At 45.5% G+C, this 19189-nt stretch carries 15 protein-coding genes and 1 pseudogene; all 16 read right to left on the bottom strand.

The window, feature by feature from the left end:
* Nucleotides 1-102: 102 nt before the first annotated feature.
* Nucleotides 103-1350, bottom strand: a pseudogene (locus tag AC3CIA_RS19355) (anaerobic sulfatase maturase).
* 118 nt (nt 1351-1468) lie between these two features.
* Entirely contained in the window at nt 1469-3214 is a 1746-nt protein-coding gene (locus AC3CIA_RS19350) for an arylsulfatase (RefSeq protein WP_488519566.1), read from the bottom strand.
* A gap of 107 nt (nt 3215-3321) precedes the next feature.
* Nucleotides 3322-3753, bottom strand: a complete 432-nt coding sequence (locus AC3CIA_RS19345) for a tetratricopeptide repeat protein (RefSeq protein ID WP_488519565.1) — start codon at nt 3751-3753, stop codon at nt 3322-3324.
* Nucleotides 3754-3948: 195 nt separating this feature from the next.
* The gene (locus tag AC3CIA_RS19340; RefSeq protein WP_488519564.1) at nt 3949-5154 is read right to left on the bottom strand and encodes an iron-containing alcohol dehydrogenase; all 1206 of its coding nucleotides are present in this window, start codon (nt 5152-5154) and stop codon (nt 3949-3951) included.
* A gap of 213 nt (nt 5155-5367) precedes the next feature.
* Nucleotides 5368-5811, bottom strand: coding sequence for a hypothetical protein (locus AC3CIA_RS19335; protein WP_004732424.1), 444 nt, complete (start codon nt 5809-5811; stop codon nt 5368-5370).
* Between the two features lie 85 nt (nt 5812-5896).
* Nucleotides 5897-7312: a coniferyl aldehyde dehydrogenase gene (locus AC3CIA_RS19330; RefSeq protein ID WP_488519563.1), complete on the bottom strand. Its 1416-nt coding sequence runs from the start codon at nt 7310-7312 to the stop codon at nt 5897-5899.
* A 276-nt stretch (nt 7313-7588) separates the two neighbouring features.
* Nucleotides 7589-8071 (bottom strand): MarR family winged helix-turn-helix transcriptional regulator, encoded by a 483-nt coding sequence (locus AC3CIA_RS19325; protein ID WP_004732429.1) that lies wholly within the window; start codon nt 8069-8071, stop codon nt 7589-7591.
* Between the two features lie 362 nt (nt 8072-8433).
* On the bottom strand, nt 8434-9645 hold the full coding sequence (choV, locus tag AC3CIA_RS19320; RefSeq protein WP_488519562.1) for a choline ABC transporter ATP-binding protein: 1212 nt from the start codon (nt 9643-9645) through the stop codon (nt 8434-8436).
* Between the two features lie 2 nt (nt 9646-9647).
* A complete protein-coding gene (gene choW / locus AC3CIA_RS19315; RefSeq protein WP_488519561.1) occupies nt 9648-10490 on the bottom strand; it encodes a choline ABC transporter permease subunit in 843 nt (280 codons plus the stop codon).
* Nucleotides 10491-10585: 95 nt separating this feature from the next.
* Nucleotides 10586-11557 (bottom strand): choline ABC transporter substrate-binding protein, encoded by a 972-nt coding sequence (locus tag AC3CIA_RS19310; protein WP_488519560.1) that lies wholly within the window; start codon nt 11555-11557, stop codon nt 10586-10588.
* Nucleotides 11558-11676: 119 nt separating this feature from the next.
* Nucleotides 11677-13389, bottom strand: coding sequence for a choline dehydrogenase (gene betA, locus AC3CIA_RS19305; RefSeq protein WP_488519559.1), 1713 nt, complete (start codon nt 13387-13389; stop codon nt 11677-11679).
* A gap of 72 nt (nt 13390-13461) precedes the next feature.
* Complete coding sequence (gene betB, locus AC3CIA_RS19300) at nt 13462-14922, bottom strand: betaine-aldehyde dehydrogenase (RefSeq protein ID WP_488519558.1); 1461 nt, start codon at nt 14920-14922, stop codon at nt 13462-13464.
* Nucleotides 14923-15018: 96 nt separating this feature from the next.
* Nucleotides 15019-15621, bottom strand: a complete 603-nt coding sequence (gene betI, locus AC3CIA_RS19295) for a transcriptional regulator BetI (protein WP_017075682.1) — start codon at nt 15619-15621, stop codon at nt 15019-15021.
* A 402-nt stretch (nt 15622-16023) separates the two neighbouring features.
* Nucleotides 16024-17205 (bottom strand): M24 family metallopeptidase, encoded by a 1182-nt coding sequence (locus tag AC3CIA_RS19290; protein WP_102421243.1) that lies wholly within the window; start codon nt 17203-17205, stop codon nt 16024-16026.
* Nucleotides 17206-17242: 37 nt separating this feature from the next.
* Nucleotides 17243-18586, bottom strand: a complete 1344-nt coding sequence (locus AC3CIA_RS19285) for a TRAP transporter large permease (RefSeq protein ID WP_102421244.1) — start codon at nt 18584-18586, stop codon at nt 17243-17245.
* On the bottom strand, nt 18583-19125 hold the full coding sequence (locus tag AC3CIA_RS19280; protein WP_102421245.1) for a TRAP transporter small permease: 543 nt from the start codon (nt 19123-19125) through the stop codon (nt 18583-18585). Before AC3CIA_RS19280 ends, AC3CIA_RS19285 begins: the two co-directional genes overlap by 4 nt.
* Between the last annotated feature and the right edge of the window lie 64 nt (nt 19126-19189).

Raw genomic sequence — 19189 nt, 5'->3', positions numbered from 1 at the left:
AAATACCAAATACCAAATACCAAATACCAAAAGGCTCGCATAATTTATGCGAGCCTTCTATCTTACTGTAAACATTGATTAAATCGATTCACGCTTACTCCCTCACCCCAGACGAGACGGAATATTATTAGCTTTGAGTAAGCCCTTAATAACAGGGTCGATATGCTTGAAGAAGCTCAGCCATCCTTCACAGAGATAATTTAACCCAGCCTCACCATCTCGACTTTTGATGATGCGGTTTTTAGGGCACTCGCCATGGCATGCAAATTTAAACTCACAGGCTTGGCATTATTTCGGCAGAGACTTCTGTTTGGCGAACCCAAAACGCTGCTGCGCTGATGAGAAAGCTAAGGTGGAAAGTTCTTGCTCCTGAATGTTACCCAACTGAAATTCAGGAAAAACATAATGGTCACATGAATAGACATCACCATTCGGTTCAACCGCGAGCCCTTTCCCGCAAATCTCACTCAATGTGCACATCGTGCTTTCTTTCCCCATCCACACACCAAAGAAGTTTTCAAAATAAGGCACGAGCACCTGACCAAAATCATATTGGTACCATTCATCAAAAATCGTAGAGAGAAACTCTCCCCATTGCGCTGATTCAACACTCCACGGCTCTAGATCGCCTGAAACAGGAATGATCGCCTTCTGGTTGGTGAGCCATTTGTTGTTAGTATGAGCAGCACGCTTATCGACCACAGGAATAAACTGCAATTGCTTCGAACCCACTTCATCACGCAGAAAGCGATAGACCTCTAATGGATATTTTCCTGTCACATCATTCACGCAGCTTAGGGTCGCGAACTCGACGTCATGCTGCTTCAAGTAGCGAATGCCACGCATTGTTTGAGAAAAAGTGCCTTTGCCTGCACGGTTGGTTCGGTAGTGATTGTGTAAGTGCTCTGGGCCGTCAATGCTCACACCAATGATAAAGTCATTCTTTTTGAAGAAATCACACCACGCATCATTCAGTAACGTGCCGTTGGTTTGAAGGTCATTGCTGATCTTACTGTAGCTAGGACAATATTTTTTCTGCAGCTCGACGACCTTTTGAAAGTACTCAATCCCCAACAAGGTAGGCTCTCCACCATGCCAAGAAAAGATGATTTCAGGCGTATTCTGCCCTTCTATATATTGCTTGATATAACGCTCTAACAGAACTTCATCGATCGTATATTGAGAGCCTTTTGGGTATTCAAGCAGCTGTTGTTTTTCTAAATAATAACAGTAGGTGCAACTGATATTACACACCGCACCTATCGGTTTTGCTAAGGCCTGAAGTTTGCTGTGTGCTTTGCCATTGAACTGCGGAACTGAGCTCAAATTTGATAGCGATAATGTCGTCATGAAGAGTGCCTCGATGTAAAAGTTATTGTATTAGCCAAAACAATTCGTAATTCCTTTACACGGTGTTCATCGGCCAACCAAGCTTGATAGCATTAGGTTGGCCGAATGGTTTTTTCCTCTATTTCACGTTTTCAAACGGGTTCCACGTTTCGTCAACTGGGACGATATTTTGCGCTTTTTCGTATTCTTGATATTCAGCGACCATTTCAAGGAACAGATCTGGCATTTCATTTCTCAAGTCATGTTGCTCTGCAGGATCTTTCTTGGTGTTGTATAGGTGCCACTCACTGTCACCGCCCATTCCCGTAGAGATTCGGATGATCTTGTAATCACCTTTAAGCAAAATCCCGCTACCAAACAATTCAAATGGAATCGCATTGTTGGCACTGTGCACGTCTGCCGTTTCCCCTTTGAAGTAAGGCAACAAGCTCACACCACTCATCGGCGCCACTTCTCGACCTTGATATTCCGTTCCTGGATGATCGACCTCTGCAATCTCAAGAATCGTGGCTGCAATGTCCTTCACTTGGGATAAGTCGTCTGTCTGAGTTCCCGGTTGCAACGCATCTTCACCGGCTAAAAGCGCTTTGGCTGGCTTAACGATAAATGGCACACGGATACCGCCCTCTGCTGTGTAAGCTTTGTACCAAGATAGGCCACCGGTTGAAGCGCTTGCCCACTCAGGACCAAGTGACACACTGGAGTTCGCGTTACCCAAATTTTCAGTCGAATTATCGAAATGATGAGCAGTCCATGTTCGGATCAAATCACTGATATTTTCACCGGTAATATCCGCCGCTTCTGGGCCGTTATCCGCTAGGTACATAATGTAAGTATTATCGTATTCCCCGATTTCTTTCAGGTAATCGACTATCTGACCGACTTGTTGGTCCTGCATTTCCATCATGCCCATCGCGACAGCCATTTTCTTGCCGTACCACTTTTGTTCTTTCTCAGAAAGCGAGTCCCAAGGGCGGCTTAATGCGTTACGATCTGAAATATCGGCGTCTTTTGGAATCACGCCCATCTCTTTCATGCGTTGGAAACGATCTTCTCGAACCGAGTCCCAACCATGCTCGACGTAATAATCGACTTTATCTTGATAGGCAGACTCAGGCGCTTGCAATGGCAGGTGAATACCGGTGAATGGGACGTAAGCGAAGAAAGGCTTACCGTCGTCTTTTTTGCTGTCGATCATCTTGATGATCTCGTTGGTGTAAATTTGGTCTGAATACTCGCCTTTGTACTTGTCCTCAACCACTTCACCGTTACGGTAAGTTGGCTCAACTTCGACGCCGGGAATATCCCCTTTTTGCAGCGCATCCGCTGTCGCAGCGTTTTTGGCCGGGAACATCATATCTCGATTAAAGTGATTCGAGCCGCCCGCTAAGATACCGTAACTCTCTTCAAAACCTCGATCGTCAGGTAAGAAACCATCGTCGTGCCCCAAGTGCCATTTACCAGAGAGGTAAGTGTTATAGCCACTCTCTTTAAGCAGCGTTGCGACCGTAACCCCTTTCTTGGTGAGGTAACCTTCATAACCCGGCTTGCCAATCGCACCCGGATAGACAGCATAGTCGAAGGTGCCTAGCCCAACCTCGTGGCTATTTGCTCCGGTTAACATCATAGAGCGCGTTACCGATGAGGTTGGTGACGCGTGAAAGTTAGTAAACTTAACCCCTTCTTCAGCCAGCGCCATTAGGTTTGGTGTATTGGCTTCTGAGCCATAAGGCTGAGTATCGGCAAAGCCCACATCATCGCCAACAATGACAACAATATTCGGTTTTTCTGATTCTGCGGCCAGAGCAGCACTGCTTGCCGCGGCCATTGCAGTGAAGACTAAAGATTTCTTGAATGTCTGCATAAGACGTTCTCCAATTTCTGTGATTAACTTTTTCAGTAATTAACTTTTCTGCGAATAACTTTTTCTGAGGCTAACCTTTCTGTGATTAACCTGAGTTAGGATTTGAATTAGTGCGCGGCTTGCGACATCCAATGTAATAAGTCGAGCGCGGGGTTATACTCTTGAGCTGCTGCCATGCCAATCCAGGTGACAGCCTCCACTTGGCTGGCTTGAACGCCACTTCCAGAGATATACATCAACCCAAGCTGTGTTTGAGCTTCAGGGCTACCGTTATTGGCTGCGGTGACGAACCACTCCGCGGCTTTTTCATCATTCTGTTCTACGCCATCTCCGCTCAGATATAAGTAAGCGACAGAGAGCTGGGCATCCAATTGCCCTTGGTAAGCTTCATCCAACAGTTGCACGACGTCTTGATGCTGCTGCGCTTTCGCCATTGTTGCTTCATTCTCAAAGCTCTCGCTTCCAAAGCTTGCCTTGGCAAAAAACAGAACAACCAAAACACCCGCCAAAATCACGGTAGTTAAACGTTTATTGAGCATTTATTTCCTCCTCGGGAATAAAGGTCTCGACGTCCCTGTTGAATGAATTAGGTGAAAAGTAGGAATGGCGCGATGATGCACAAGCTTGATAGCAATACGTTTTCAATTTTCATAATTGGCTCTCGAGTAATGATTGTTGAGTGAATCATCGACTGAATTAAATGGTCATAACATTCAGTCGATTAAAACAGAGACTTAAATCGCTTTCTCTATGATGGTTTCAATCGTCTGTTTCGAGATTGGGTAGAACTGAAAACAGATGTCTTTTTCAATCGCTTCTGCAATGTTGCTCTTCTCTTGCTCATCAAAGTCCCAGCTGCAGAAACGCTTCATCGCACCGACACTGGTTTGGAAGTTATTTAAGAAATCCAACACTCTCTGGTAAACCATCTCATCGGTTCCCGTAGTGTCGACAGAGAATGCTTGAGCTAACTTCGCCGCATTCGGCATGTAGAACTCTGGCAGTGCTTCAATCACAACCGGCATTAATACCGTGTTGGCATCGCCATGTGGAATGTGGCTAATCGCACCAAAGGCATGAGCACAGTTGTGAATCGGAATACCGCCCAAAGACGAATAAAATGCAGAGATCGCCATGGTGCTTGCTTGAAGAAGATTGCCACGTGCGGTTAGGTTTTCTGGCTCTTTCAATGCCAAGGGTAAGTTTTCAATAATCAGTTTTGCTGCCTGAATGCCGTAAGCGTCAGTGAATGCATTACTCATTGGCGAGACAATCGCTTCAACAGCGTGTGTTAGTGCATCCATCGCGGTAGAACGAGTCAGATGATCAGGCAGCTTAGTGGTCACCGTTGGATCAAGGATCGCGATATCAGCTTCCAATCCAGACGCGACTAGACTTGCCTTAATGTTTTCATGTTCATTGTAAAAAACAGCAATCGGAGAGGCTTCTGCGCCCGTGCCAGCCGTTGTCGGAACCGCAATGTGTGGCACTCGAATATCTTCATTGTTTGGCCACACATCCATATGACCGCCGCCCGCAATCACCGTACGGATATCATCTATCTGTTTATGAAATGCGTATTTCACACCTTTAGAAGCATCAATCACACTGCCACCACCAACAGACAAGATCGCATCAGCATTGACGCTGTTTGCAAATTCAATGGCAGCGTTGATGTTGTCGCAAGTCGCGTCTGGCGCGATATCGGTGTACACACCAACAAGTTGAACTGCTTGTTCATTACCTGGCTGGTTCACCTTTTCGTTTACAAACAACGCCGAGAACTGCTCAACAAAACCAAGAGACTCCAAGCCTTTATCAGAAAAGAGCACGACTCTTTGCGCACCTAAGCGACCAAAAAGAGAAGGGATATTTTCAATGCCATTCTCTTGAGCATGAACAATGGTTTTAAGTTGAAAGTTAAAATTATTGGTTGTCATGGTATTTACCTCATTTCTAGTTGATGACTAAACAATAACCAATACAAACCGGTCGGTCTAGAGTGTTAATGTCAAAGATATGTCAATTAAGATCTTTATGGATCATTGCCCAAAAACGAAAAAAGCCCGCAAATGCGGGCTGTAGTAATAAGTAAGCTAGTTAGTGATCATTGAATAAGTGTCATTGACTCACCATGAGCAACTTATTAACTATTAACGAAGATGAGCTGGCACCTTGCTTTTGTCTCTAGTGAGGTAGTAATACAGGTAAACTAAAGAGTAGACAGTCACAAATCCATCGAGCGCAAACACACCGCTCCATCCGTAAAACCACTCATAATCGTTGATACATACGTTGTATAAGAATATGCCCACAAACATCGACTTCTCAAATGCACTGTAAATCATGGTCGAAGTGCGCAGCGATTTGTACTTCGCCGAGAACATCAACAACACACCAATACAGCCAACCATGACTCCCCAGTGTTGATAGGTACCCATAAGATACTCTTTGTTCACCATCATCGTATCGTTGTACGAGAACAGCGTTTGCATACTCCAATCAGGCGCAAGGAAAGTAGAGAAAGCGGTTGCGGTTAAGAATCCTGTAACCATCAAATACGCTTTCATCGTTCGTTCAAAAAATCGTTCTAACATAAAAATAACCTCTTAAAATAACGTCGTAAAAATAATTTCTTATAAATAACTTCTTGTAGATAAATTGAGTAATGACAGAAATGATTTACTTGCCAAGCATGCTCATCACTGCGGTCTTTAATTCGTTGTCTTCTTTTGAAAACAGATGCTTAACTCGATGATCTAAGCCTGTTTCCAAGACGGTTTTGGCATGGGAGAAGGTAAGGAAACCTTCTTTACCGTGATAATTGCCCTGCCCTGATTCACCAATGCCACCAAACGGCGCGTCATCAACCGCTAGATGGAAAACACAGTCATTGATACACATTCCGCCGGAATGAACTTGGTGCTTAACCTGAGCTTGTAAGCTCAAATCAAAGCTCATTAGATAGAGCGCTAACGGCCTTGGTTTGCTATTGATGACTTGGAACGCCTCTTCGATATTGCGATACGTAATCAAGGGTAATAGTGGGCCGAAAATCTCTTCGTTCATCACCTTGGATGACAGGCTTGGTTCAACAATTAGGTGCGTCACCAGTCGTTGGCAATCTAAGTCCATTGCTTCGTCATGGCAAGCGACGGTTCGCGTTCCTGCTTGTTGCTCTTCATTCAACAAGCCGACAATACGATCGCATTGACGAGGATTGATTAGGGACGTCAAACTCTCGGAATAGACCCCTTCATCGAACAGCAATTGGTACTGTTTTTTATACTCTTGAATGAAAGATTCAACTTTCCCTTCAGGTAGCAATACATAGTCAGGAGCCACACACACCTGCCCGTTATTGAGGCTCTTACCATAAATGATTCGCTCAACCGCGATATCAATTGGCATGTCTTCTGCAACGATAACCGGTGACTTACCGCCTAGCTCTAGCGTGACTGGAGTTAGCGTGTCAGCCGCTGACCTCATCACTTGGCGACCCACTTGGGTTGACCCCGTAAACAGAAGATGCTCAAACGGCAATGCCGAAAATGCGGCTGCGATTTCTACCTCACCTTCAACCAAGCACACCTCATCGGCATGGAAAACTTCTACCAATAGCGATCTTAATACTTGGTTCGTCGCAGGGGTAAATTCACTCATCTTGATCATGGCGCGATTGCCCGCTGCCAACGCCGAAATAAGCGGGCCGACGGATAACATGATCGGGAAGTTCCACGGAGCAATGATCCCAACAACGCCTTTGGGTTGATAAACCACTTCAACACGAGAGGTTGAAAGCAAAGGGCCGGAATGACGAATCGAAGATGTCGACCAATGAGGTAAACACTCAATGCTGTGATCGATATTTCCGATACAAGGCAATATGTCGGCCATCAAAGTGTCTTGTCGACTGCGGTGACCATAGTCCTCACTCACGGCTAAACACAAACGATCTGTGTAATCGATAAGCGCAGATTTAAGTGCAAGCAACTGCTCAATTCTCACCGATACCGCTGGCATCGGGTTCTGTGCAAAAGCTCCCTGCATGTTGTTCAACGTCATGGTCATTTGTGTTGGCGCCAATTCGTATTTCATACATCACCTCATGGTTAAGATGAGCACACAATAATACAAATCAGACCGGTCGGTCTATATTTTTATTGTCAGAGAATCGTCAATGCATTTTTTAATACAAATAAATAAGGTGATTACAACGTAGGGTTAAAAACCAGGGAGATTTAAAATAGAAGGACGTAGCGAACAGGCAGTATAACTAGAAACTTTACATGGTGAGATCAAAAATGGCCGCTTAATGCGACCATTTAATAACTATTTAAGTTTTTGTTTTAAATAAATAATTTAAAACTAACGTTAGCTTTTAGCTACGTTTGCAATGCCTTCAAGCTGAAGCACTGGAGCAGCGTCGATGTCTTCTGCATTCATCATTGCTGATACGCGCTGCATCGAAGAAAGCAGTAAGCTTTGCTCCCACGTCTCTAGGTTTTGGAATTTTTTCACGAAGTTATCTTGCAGCGGCGGTGGCGCATTGTTTAGCAACTCTTGACCTTTCTCAGTCAGGTTCGCGTGTACTTTGCGGCGGTCCGATGAACTGCGTACTCGTTGTACATAGCCATTTAACTCTAGGCGGTCGATGATCGTCGTCGTCGTTGCTTGGCTTACATTGGTCTGATTAGACAATTCTTTGATCGTCACATTACCCATTTCTTGGATTGCTCTCATTAAGATTAATTGAGGGCCAGTCAAACCATACTCTTTACTCAGCTTCTTCGAGTGTAAATCGATAGCGCGAATAATTTGGCGAATAGCGACCAGGATTTCGTCATGTTTGTCCAAGATGCAGACCTTTGTACTAATATACTGTGAATGGTTTTACAGTGTCGAAGCGATGAAATGTCTCGAGTGATTACGTCACGCGCGCTCGAATTACACTGTAAATTGATAAATTACTTCATTGATTTTTCCGCATTGTACTGATGTTCATACTATTCTCAATCTTTTCTATACCACTAAACTTGCGTGGTACGGCACTTTTACTTAATGAAGGGGGAATGAAAGCTTCAATGAAGGCAAAAATAATGAATCAGAGAATACAAGTTCAAAGAATAATATATTTTAATAATCATAGAGGTAGAGATATTTAACCCTCTCCACCCAATAAAAAATCAGCCCTAATCTCCAAGCTGGAAAACGAAATTTTACGCGGCTGTATTCATCTGAAAATTACCCGTAAGCGCGTTGTAAAACTCGCTGTTATCCAAAATCCCTACCAATTGATTGTTTTCAACCAACAGAATTGGGTGGTTACTGATCTGCTTAAGCTTAATCGCATCACGCATACCAATCTCCGGGCTTGTCACTACCACACTAGACGCGTTAATCGCGGTTAGGTCGTCAGACTCGCTCCACTCAACAAGCGCCAAAGTAGATTCACCTTTCACTGATAAAGCACCTTCACTCTGTTCAATCCAGAGATCTTTAGAATCGCAGATCTTCCAGCTTTCATCCTCTTGCGTCAGTGAATCAAGAGGCTGCATCAAAGAGCGACCTTTAAGTACATTCAATGGATTGGTGTGAGCCACGAAATCTTTTACGTATTCTGTTTTTGGCGTCAGCACGATCTCTTCAGGCTTACCGTGTTGAATCAGTTTGCCTGACTCCATGATCGCAATGTTATTGCCAATCTTCAGTGCTTCATCTAGGTCGTGACTCACGAACAGAATCGTTTTGTTGAGTTTGTTTTGCAGCGTGATCAATTCATCTTGCAGCTGCGCACGAATCAGTGGATCAAGCGCCGAGAACGGTTCATCCATTAATAGAATATCGGTGTCCATTGCAAACGCACGCGCCAAACCAACACGTTGCTGCATGCCGCCAGAAAGCTCATGCGGGAACTTGGTTTCCCATTCCGCTAGGCCGACCATTTCTAATTGTTCACGCGCTTTTGCACGACGAACATCTTTCGCTACACCCTGCATTTCAAGACCAAACGCTACGTTGTCTAATACGTTAAGCCATGGCATCAAAGCAAACTTTTGGAACACCATGGATACGCGGTGAGTACGTAAGTGGCGCAGAGTCGCTTCATCACATTGCGCTAAATCGACTTGTTGGTCACCGTCTTTGATTGTTAGTGAACCACGGCTGATCTCATTCAAGCCGTTAACTGCGCGAAGCAAAGATGATTTACCAGAACCAGACAAACCCATCAACACACAGATCTCGCCTTCTTCAACCGTCAGCGACACATTGTCTACGCCGACAACTTGACCAGTCTCATCGATGATCTCTTGGCGAGTTTTACCTTGGTCGAGTAGCTCAAGCGCTTGTTTCGATTTATTACCAAACACAACATCGAGGCTCTTAATGGTAATCGCGTCCATTGTCTTTTTTTCCTGAGAGTTAGACATGATTAAGCTTCCTTCTGGTTTGGTGTTTTGCACAAGCGGTCAAGGATGATTGCGACTAATACAATCGCTAATCCAGCTTCAAAACCTTGTGAGATGTTCACTGTGTTCAATGCTCGAACAACAGGTTTACCAAGGCCGTCAGCACCGACAAGAGCGGCGATAACCACCATCGAAAGCGACAACATAATACACTGTGTTACACCCGCCATAATGCTTGGTAAAGCGGCCGGTAACTCCACCTTCATCAGTAATTTCATGCGGCTAGCACCAAAAGCTTTACCCGCTTCAATCAACTCTTCAGGCACTTTGGTGACGCCTAAGTAGGTCAAACGAATTGGCGCGGCAATGGCAAAGGTGATGGTCGAGATTAAGCCAGGAACGATACCCAAGCCGAATAAAACCAACGTCGGAATCAGATACACAAACGTTGGAACCGTCTGCATTAAATCAAGAATGGGTCTAAGCACCGTATATAACCAAGGGCGATGCGCGGCCATAATGCCAACTGGAACGCCAATTAATACGGAAATCGTTGTCGCTGCAAATACGAGGACAAAGGTTTCCAGCATTTCTTGCCAGTAGCCAAGGTTTAAAATAGTCAGCAAAGCTGCAACCACGAAAATCACAAGCGAGGGTTTACGGTGTAAGTACCATGCAATCGCCGCGGTCATCACGATTGGTAAAGCCGGTGGCATCCACTTAAATACATCGACTAAAAACATAATGACGGTTTCTAAAAAGATAGAAATAGCATCAAAAAAGCCTGCTGCATTGATTGTTAGCCAATCAACACCCGCTTCCATCCATTGTCCGACAGGGATTTTTTTTTCCGTAATAAAATTCACAATATTGCCTTTTATTATGGGTGGGCTACTTCAAACCAATCGATAAATTGGCAAGCCCACCTTTATTATTTATGTAGCTGTTGAGATAGGTAGAACTAAGCTTTAACTTGTTTTAGGTATTCAGTAACCGCTTGAGTCGCTGATTCGCCTTTATGCGTTTTTACGTTGTCTAACCAAGCTTCAACTTGTTGAGAATTGTTGATCAACCATTGTTGAGCGGCTTTTTCTGGCTTAGTTTTCTGGTTAAGAATCTCTTCCATCAACTGGTTTTCCATCTCTAGAGTGAATTCTAGGTTTTGTAGAAGTTGACCGACGTTTGCACACTCAGACAGGTAGTTTGAACGAACGTTGGTGTAAACATTCGCGCCGCCGTAGTTAGGGCCGAAGAAGTCGTCACCACCTGAAAGGTATTCCATTTCAACATTGCTGTTCATTGGGTGCGGAGCCCAACCAAGGTAAACAATCCATTGGCTACGACGTGCTGCACGTGATACTTGAGACACCATGCCCGCTTCACTTGATTCCACTAGGCTGAAATCTTTCAAGCCAAACGCGTCAGAATCAATCATTGATTGGATTAAGCGGTTACCATCGTTGCCCGGTTCGATGCCGTAGATACGGTCTTTAAATTTGTCGGCATGTTTTGCTAGGTCTGCGAAGCTTTTTACGCCAGAGTCGTACACATATTTTGGTACAGCTAGTGTGTATTTTGCGCCTTCAAGGTTGGCACGAACGGTTTCAACCGTGCCCGCTTCACGGTACTTAGCAATATCGCCTTCCATAGTTGGCATCCAGTTACCTAGGAATACATCAATATCGCCGTTCGCCATTGAAGAGTATGTCACCGGTACTGAAAGTAGGTCGGTTTTGGTTTTGTAACCAAGGCCTTTTAATAGTTCAGAAGTAACGGCGGTTGTTGCGGTAATGTCAGTCCAGCCTACATCAGCGAAGCGGACGTTTTCACATTGCTGTGGTTCAATAGAAGCGTTAGCACCAAATGCAAATGAACTGATGGCTAATGTTGCTAATACCTTTTTTGTAGCGGTTTGTTTATGTTGAGTCGTCATAATGATTCCTTTTTATCTTTCCTTTTTCTGCCCTAACTCATACTAATCAGGGCAGTTTTGCTGACTTTTGACTAATTTTGGTTGTTACTTTTTATTATTTTTATATCAATAACAGAGGCTTACGCTTCTCTTACTGGTTTATTGATTCTTTGCTTGTCTTGCCATTCAGGTGCAATCCACACTGGAACGTCCTGCTCTTTGAGCATTGGCTTACCCAAAATCAAATCGGAAGCACGCTCAGCCACCATAATGGTCGGGGCGTTAAGGTTGCCGTTTGGAATAACAGGGAAAACCGACGAATCGACAACGCGCAGATTATCAATACCGCGAACGCGACACTCTTCATCAAGCACTGCCATTGGATCATCATCAGCGCCCATTTTGCAGCCACATGAAGGGTGATACGCACTTTCCACGTTCTGCTTAACCCATTCGTCGATTGCTTCATCAGAAGTCACACTTAGACCCGGCTGAATCTCCTCGCCTCGGTACACATCCATCGCAGGTTGCGACAAAATCTCACGCGTCAAACGAATACAATCGCGCCAATCTTGGCGGTCTTGCTCAGTCGAGATGTAGTTGAAAATGATCTCTGGCTTGGCATGCGGGTCAGCAGAAGTGATCGCAACCGTACCGCGACTCTCTGGCTTATTAGGCCCAACGTGTACTTGAAAACCATGACCATCAAAGGCCGCTTGTCCGTCGTAACGCATCGCTGCTGGCAGGAAGTGATATTGAATGTTTGGCCACTTCAACCCTTTGCGAGAACGAATAAACGCGCACGATTCAAAGTGGTTAGTGGCACCAAGGCCTTTGCGAGTCAGAATCCACTCGGCGCCAATCATGCCCTTGCTGACCAAGCCAAGCTTACTGTTGAGCGTGATAGGTTCGTTGCAGTGATATTGAAAGTACACTTCTAGGTGGTCTTGAAGGTTCTCACCGACACCGCTTAGTTCGTGTTTAAGCTCAACGCCGGCCTTTTCAAGCACGGCTTTCGGGCCGATACCAGAAAGCTGAAGCAGTTGAACGGAACCGATAGAACCCGCTGAAGAGATCACTTCTTTGTTCGCCACAGCCACTTGAGTATTGCCTGACTTTTCAAACTCGACACCGACTGCTTTCAGACCTGATTGGCCAGTTGAGTCTTGTGCTTCAAGTAAGAAACGGCGCGCCACGATGCCCTTCTTCAAGGTCAGGTTTGAACGCTTCAATGCTCGACGTAGATAAGCGTTAGAGGTTGAGGCTCTAACACCCTTGTCTACCGTCATATGCATGGTGCCGAAGCCTTCTTGCTGGTAGCCGTTATAGTCTTGTGTTTCTGGGTAACCAGCGTCTTTACCTGCATCAATGAATGCTTGGTAAAGCGGGTTAAGCTCCATATCGTTACCATTACAAGTGCCGACTGGGCCATTGTCGCCACGGTATTGATCGCCACCTTTATTCCATGATTCAGCACGGCGGAAATAAGGCAAACACGCTTGGTAATTCCAACCGGCAGCACCCTCTTCTTCCCACTGGTCAAAATCACACGCGTGACCACGCACGTAAACCATGCCATTGATTGATGAGCTACCACCTAACACTTTGCCGCGTGGGCAGTGCAGTTCGCGTCCATCAAGGCCTGGCTCTTGTTGAGTCTCAAACTGCCATGCGTACTTTTCGGTATTCATCGGGTAAGAAAGCGCCGTTGGCATTTGGATAAAAATACTCTTATCCGTACCACCCGCTTCCAGTAATAAAACGCTATGTTCACCGCTTTCCGTTAGCCTATCCGCTAACACACAGCCGGCCGAACCCGCGCCGACGATAATATAATCGTAGCGTTGTTCCATATTTTAAGTTCCCTGAGATGAGTCAGTGAGGCTAACTCTTTTAAGCTAGCCCGTTGAATTAAGTGTTACGCGTTAGGCATAAGGGCTGGCGTAGTCGCCTAGCTCAATAAGAATGCTCTTAGTTTGCGTATAGTGGAGTAGAGTTTCTGGGCCATTTTCACGACCAACACCCGAAAGCTTGTAGCCACCAACAGGCATTTCTGCAGGTGAGTCACCCCACGTATTAACCCAACAAATACCAGCCTGCATTTGATGGATCACGCGGTGAGCACGAGAAAGATTTTGCGTGAACACGCCAGCCGCAAGGCCATATTTGGTGTCGTTAGCACGGCGAATCACGTCGTCTTCATCGCTGAATTTTAGAACCGACATTACAGGGCCAAAGATCTCTTGTTGAACGTGTGGCATGTTGTCTTCGCAGTCCACAAACACGGTTGGGATAACAAAGTTGCCGTTCGCTAGCCCGTTGTCAGTCACTTGATAACCGCCAGTCAGCAATGTTGCGCCCGACTGTTTTGCTAGCTCAATTGCTTCAAGGACTTTTGAAAGATGTTCTTTAGAAATCAACGCGCCGATCTGAGTATCCATGTCCATTGGATCACCAATGATCAGCTTCTCAGTGCGTGTTTTAAGTTGATCGATGAATGCGTTGTAGATGTTTTCGTGTACATAAACACGGGTACCGTTAGTACACACTTCGCCTTGGGTGTAGAAGTTAGCAACCATCGAAGCTGAAACTGCATCATCCAATTTCGCATCATCAAACACGATCATTGGTGACTTGCCGCCAAGTTCCATGGTGATTGATTTCAGCGTCTTAGCGCTGTCTGCCATTACCGCTTTACCGGTACCGGTTTCGCCCGTGAACGACACTTTTGCGATGTCTGGGTGCGCCGTTAGCATCTGACCAACACGGTAATCGCCCTGAACCACGTTAAACACGCCATCAGGAAGACCAGCTTCAGTAAAGATCTCTGCAAGCTTTAGAGCTGTGAGCGGCGTTTCTTCGGAAGGTTTGAAAATCATCGCGTTACCCGCAGCCAATGCCGGAGCTGATTTCCACATCGCGATTTGAATCGGGTAGTTCCACGCGCCAATGCCTGCACAGATGCCAAGCGGTTCACGACGAGTGTAGAAGAATTGAGATTCACTAAGGGGTTGTTGATCGCCTTGTAGCGTAGGCGCAAGGCCTGCGAAGTATTCAATCACATCGGCGCCAGATGCCACATCCACTTCAATCGCTTCTTGCAGTGGCTTACCCGTATCAACAACCTCAAGGTTTGCAAGGTCATCATTTCGAGCTCTAAGTATTGCTACCGCTTTCAAAAGAATACGACTGCGTTCCACGGCTGTCATTGCTGACCATACCGCAAATCCACGTTTCGCTGATTCAATAGCGCTATCCACGTCCGCTGAAGAGGCTTGGCCTAGCGTTGCGATAGGTTCGCCGTTTGCCGGGTTGATACTATCAAAGGTTTCACCAGACGTAGCTTTAACCGCTGCGCCATCGATGTATAACGAGTTCATTTCCATTTGAGATTCTGACTTAATTATTGTTATTAGACTCTGCTGGTCTATATGTGAGTGTTTGCCGTTCAGGTACTATGATTGCAATGCTACGACCGCGTTCTATGCGGTGTTACACGAGTAAAACGTCAGTTGTTTATCAAGATAATCATTGATGATGGCACGAGCCTTTTGAGCATCGATACCTTCAGGGTTTAACGTGCCTCTCAGCCATAACCCATCAATCAGAGAAGCAATCCCGTGAGCAACGAGATCCGCCTGTTCATGATTCAAAATACCTTTCAACTCAAGACGTAAATGCGAAATCAAACGTTTTTCATTCACACGCTGCAGTCTTTTCAGTTGTTGGTCATGCATTGAATAGGACCAAAATGCCAACCATGCCTTCGCGACTTTATTTTCGGCTTGGTAACCTTCGAAGTTACCGTCGATGATCGCGTTAATTCTCTGTTGGTGAGCATCAACAGGAAGCGCTTTTAGTGAAGTCGTGATGGTGTTGGATAATTGGCGAAGGATTTCACGCATCGTCTCTTCGAGCAGACCGTGTTTCCCACCAAAATAGTGATTAATGATACCTGTAGACACGCCCGCTTCTTTGCTGATTAACGCAATACTCGCGGCATGCAAACCCACTCGATCAATCACCGTCATGGTAGCTTGAACAAGCTGTGGTTTACGTATGTCAGGCATCCCAACCTTCGGCATTTCTTAGTCCTTTTATTTTATATTGAACGTTCAGTTAAGTATAAAATGACAGAAATTTAATTAGGGTTCAAATGATTATTTAAAACAAACTCGTAACAATACAGCATTCAAAACAACAAAAATCATTATAAAACAATAAATTAAATATCATTTAGAGCACTAACGAAAACAATTAAAGATTTGAGGTGTGATAGTTATTGGTCAAATGTTTTTGCTCAATAAGCATAATATTTAAACAGAAAGAGAGATTCTAGAAACAAGAAGGCATTCAACAATTAGAGGTCTTTGGGTGTAAAAAATGAAGGGGTATGATGCAGTAAAAAATAGAACAGAGCGTCCAACAAAGTGCTTGAACGCCCTCCTCTACTAGGATTCAACATTATGGCTAGATTCTAAGCGTAACTAACCGATAATCGGCATCGATTGCCAGGTTCTTTGATGCAGCATCTCGCAACCAGATTCTGTGATAACAATGTTCTCCTCGTGCACCATCATTCGGTTTTTCGCAAACGCCATGCCCGGCTCAAGGGTTAACACCATACCGGGTTTTAAGATCACATCCCCATTTGGCACATGTGATGGCCACTCGGTTAGCTGCATACCCAAGCCGTGCCCCATTCGACCCACATCGTTGCCAAGCGCGCCGTTCTTTTCGAGCACCGACCACATGGCTTGCCACACGTCTCCGGTTGTTCGTCCCGGCTCTGCAATCGCGAGCCCTGCTTCTGTCGATTGATAAACGGCGTCATAAGCCGCTATCGTATCTGGCTGCGCATGACCAAACGCATAATTGCGGTCAAAGTCGCTGAAGTAGCCGTCAAAGTTAGCCCCCGTGTCGATTATCAACACGTCACCTTCACCGAGCACACGATCCGTTGGCCCCATGATGATGTTGTCATAGCCACCTTGGCCTGATGCAGAGATCAAGTAAGGACACGCATCGGCACCCAAACGCAGCATCTCCAAATGCATGGCTTTACACGCCTGTCGTTCTGTCATCCCTATCGCGAGATGATGACGAAGATACTCAAAGCCCGCCGCCGTGACTTGGCAAGCAAAGCGTACTTTATCGATCTCCGCTTGAGACTTAACACTGCGAAGATCGCGAACCATCAGTGACACATCAACCACACTGTGTTGGCTCAGCTTCTGCTGTAACAACGCATAGTTAGTGGCAGGCATACGCAGATGTGTTTCAGGGCCAATCATCGAACCGATTCTGCGAGAACCCTTGGAGACTTCAGATAAAGTAGAAGCTAACAAAGAGATACCGTCATCTTCTGGCCTTGGTGAAGGCCAACTGCGCACATCGTCAATCCATGTCTCGTCAAAACCAGCCACACCGATCTCTGGCACTACCGCTATGGGCTTACCAACCGCTGGCACCACCAAAAACCAAGGTCGAGTTGGGCTTTCCCAGAACTGCGATTTGAAGCCACTGAAATAGCGGAATTCAGGCTCGGTCGTGAAAAACGCAGCATCGATGTTTTGCGCGCGAAGACGTTGTTGCAACTCGACAGTACGTTGCTCTAGTTCTGCTGATTCAAACCCTCTCTGCGGAGGTGTTAATGGCAATATACTCATATCTCTATCCTTGATTGAATAAGGGTAACTCGACGGATTAATTGAATAAAATGTCTCTTGGTAACAGAGCGATACTTGGGAAGAAAATCAGCAACGCAGACATCAATATCAAGATAAGGAAAAACGGTAATGTTCCGCGGATGACTTCCATATAAGGACGCTCGAAAATCGCAATTGCGGTAAAGATGTCACAACCAAATGGAGGTGTTGCCGACCCAATCGCCATTTGTAGCGTCACCATCACACCGACCAAGATCGGATCGATACCTGCTGCATCAACAATCGGCATGAAAATCGGCGTCAAGATAAGTAGAACCACCAATGAATCCACGAACATACAACCAACAAAGAAAGTCAGTGCGATAACAAACAAGATATACTCTGGAGAGGCACTCTCTAAGTCCAAAGGTGCTAACAGTTCTTGAGGGATTTGTTCGAAAGAGATGTACCAAGAAAAAGCCTGACCAACACCCACCAGCACAAATACCACCGCCGTAATCAAGCCAGTATTTAGCGCCGCATCGCAGATATCTTTAACGCCAAGTTTGCGATAGAAAATGCACTCGACAATAATCGCATACAGCACCGCAAACGAAGCCGCTTCCGTTGGCGTGACAATGCCCGAATAGATACCGCCGATAATCAAAGCAGGGAAACCAAGAGGCAGGATCGCTTTCTTGATCGCTTCAATACGCTCTGCAGTGTTGGCTTTTTCAACCAAAGTGATGGTGTCGCTGTGTTTTACGCTGTAGGCATAGCTGTATAAAGAGAACAGGCTCGCGAGCACTAAACCTGGGCCAATACCAGCAATGAATAATTCACCCACACTGGCGTTGGCTAAGGTGCCGTAAAGAATCAAGCCGATACTCGGTGGAATAAGAAACGCGATGTCACTGGCATTGATGATCAACGCCATCACAAAGCTGTCTTTGTAGCCCGCTTGCAGTAACTTCGGACGCATGATTTGGCCGACCGACACCACGGTCGCTTGGGTCGAACCGGAAACAGACCCAAACAAGGTACAACTGATACACGTGGTAATCGGCAAACCACCACGAAGGTGTCCAACAAACGCTTGAATCAGGCCTAGTAGGTTATAGGCCGAGTGTCCACGCGTCATGATATCGGCCGCCAGGATAAACATGGGAACCGCAATCAAGGCGTTCGGCGATATGCCTGTAACCATCTGCTGAATCAGTACTCCCGGCTCAACCTGAGAGAAATGAATCAAGCCAATTAAAGCCCCAACCGCTAACGGCACAATCATCGGGAAACTCAAAAAAAGCAGAATCACCATCACAGAGACAAGAGTAAAGGTAATGACATAGATATCTAATTCACCGGCAATAATGTCCGAGAAAAACTGTGCAACATCACTCATTCGAACTCACCTACTTTTGTGTTTCTATTTTCAATCACGTCAAATGACACGTAGATCTCTTTGTGCAGTAAGTTCATCAAAAAACTCATGCTGTATTGCAATCCGGCAATAAAAAATCCAATTGGAATGATCGCGTATACCCAATAAACCGGGAACTGCAGGGCTGGGCTTAATCGATTGATATCTTTGAGCTCTTTGACGTAGAAGAACGCATGGTAGGTCAGGTAAAACATCAGCATTGCGGTTAGAAGTGCAATGATGGTTGTGAGAACTTTCTGAGCTTTAGTACTCAATGAATCGTAGACCGCAGTCATACGAATATTTCGACCTTGGCGTACCGCATAAGCGAAACCAATAAAGGTGACTGAGACGATCAAAAACTGATTGAGCTCTTCTGAGAAGAACAGGCTTTTGTTAAAGGCGTACCGACCAATCGCATTGGCAGTGGAGTTGGTCATCATCGCGATAATGGCGGTCATGATTAAAAAGCGTTCTAGCTTTTCTGTCGCGACGCTTATTTTATGTAGCAGTTCTTTCATAACAGGCAGTGCTCCATACTTCGTTCAGTGACAGGGGTCCATTGCCACAATTTGGAGAAGGTGG

This window comes from Vibrio sp. QJM3NY_27 (assembly GCF_057785955.1).
This window is presented reverse-complemented; position numbering and strand designations above follow the sequence as displayed.

What these genes read in the sequence shown, in the direction of transcription:
- AC3CIA_RS19350 (WP_488519566.1), bottom strand. Translation starts at nt 3,214, where the DNA reads ATGCAGACATTCAAGAAATCTTTAGTCTTCACTGCAATGGCCGCGGCA.
- AC3CIA_RS19345 (WP_488519565.1), bottom strand. Translation starts at nt 3,753, where the DNA reads ATGCTCAATAAACGTTTAACTACCGTGATTTTGGCGGGTGTTTTGGTT.
- AC3CIA_RS19340 (WP_488519564.1), bottom strand. Translation starts at nt 5,154, where the DNA reads ATGACAACCAATAATTTTAACTTTCAACTTAAAACCATTGTTCATGCT.
- AC3CIA_RS19335 (WP_004732424.1), bottom strand. Translation starts at nt 5,811, where the DNA reads ATGTTAGAACGATTTTTTGAACGAACGATGAAAGCGTATTTGATGGTT.
- AC3CIA_RS19330 (WP_488519563.1), bottom strand. Translation starts at nt 7,312, where the DNA reads ATGAAATACGAATTGGCGCCAACACAAATGACCATGACGTTGAACAAC.
- choV (WP_488519562.1), bottom strand. Translation starts at nt 9,645, where the DNA reads ATGTCTAACTCTCAGGAAAAAAAGACAATGGACGCGATTACCATTAAG.
- AC3CIA_RS19310 (WP_488519560.1), bottom strand. Translation starts at nt 11,557, where the DNA reads ATGACGACTCAACATAAACAAACCGCTACAAAAAAGGTATTAGCAACA.
- betA (WP_488519559.1), bottom strand. Translation starts at nt 13,389, where the DNA reads ATGGAACAACGCTACGATTATATTATCGTCGGCGCGGGTTCGGCCGGC.
- betB (WP_488519558.1), bottom strand. Translation starts at nt 14,922, where the DNA reads ATGGAAATGAACTCGTTATACATCGATGGCGCAGCGGTTAAAGCTACG.
- betI (WP_017075682.1), bottom strand. Translation starts at nt 15,621, where the DNA reads ATGCCGAAGGTTGGGATGCCTGACATACGTAAACCACAGCTTGTTCAA.
- AC3CIA_RS19290 (WP_102421243.1), bottom strand. Translation starts at nt 17,205, where the DNA reads ATGAGTATATTGCCATTAACACCTCCGCAGAGAGGGTTTGAATCAGCA.
- AC3CIA_RS19285 (WP_102421244.1), bottom strand. Translation starts at nt 18,586, where the DNA reads ATGAGTGATGTTGCACAGTTTTTCTCGGACATTATTGCCGGTGAATTA.
- AC3CIA_RS19280 (WP_102421245.1), bottom strand. Translation starts at nt 19,125, where the DNA reads ATGAAAGAACTGCTACATAAAATAAGCGTCGCGACAGAAAAGCTAGAA.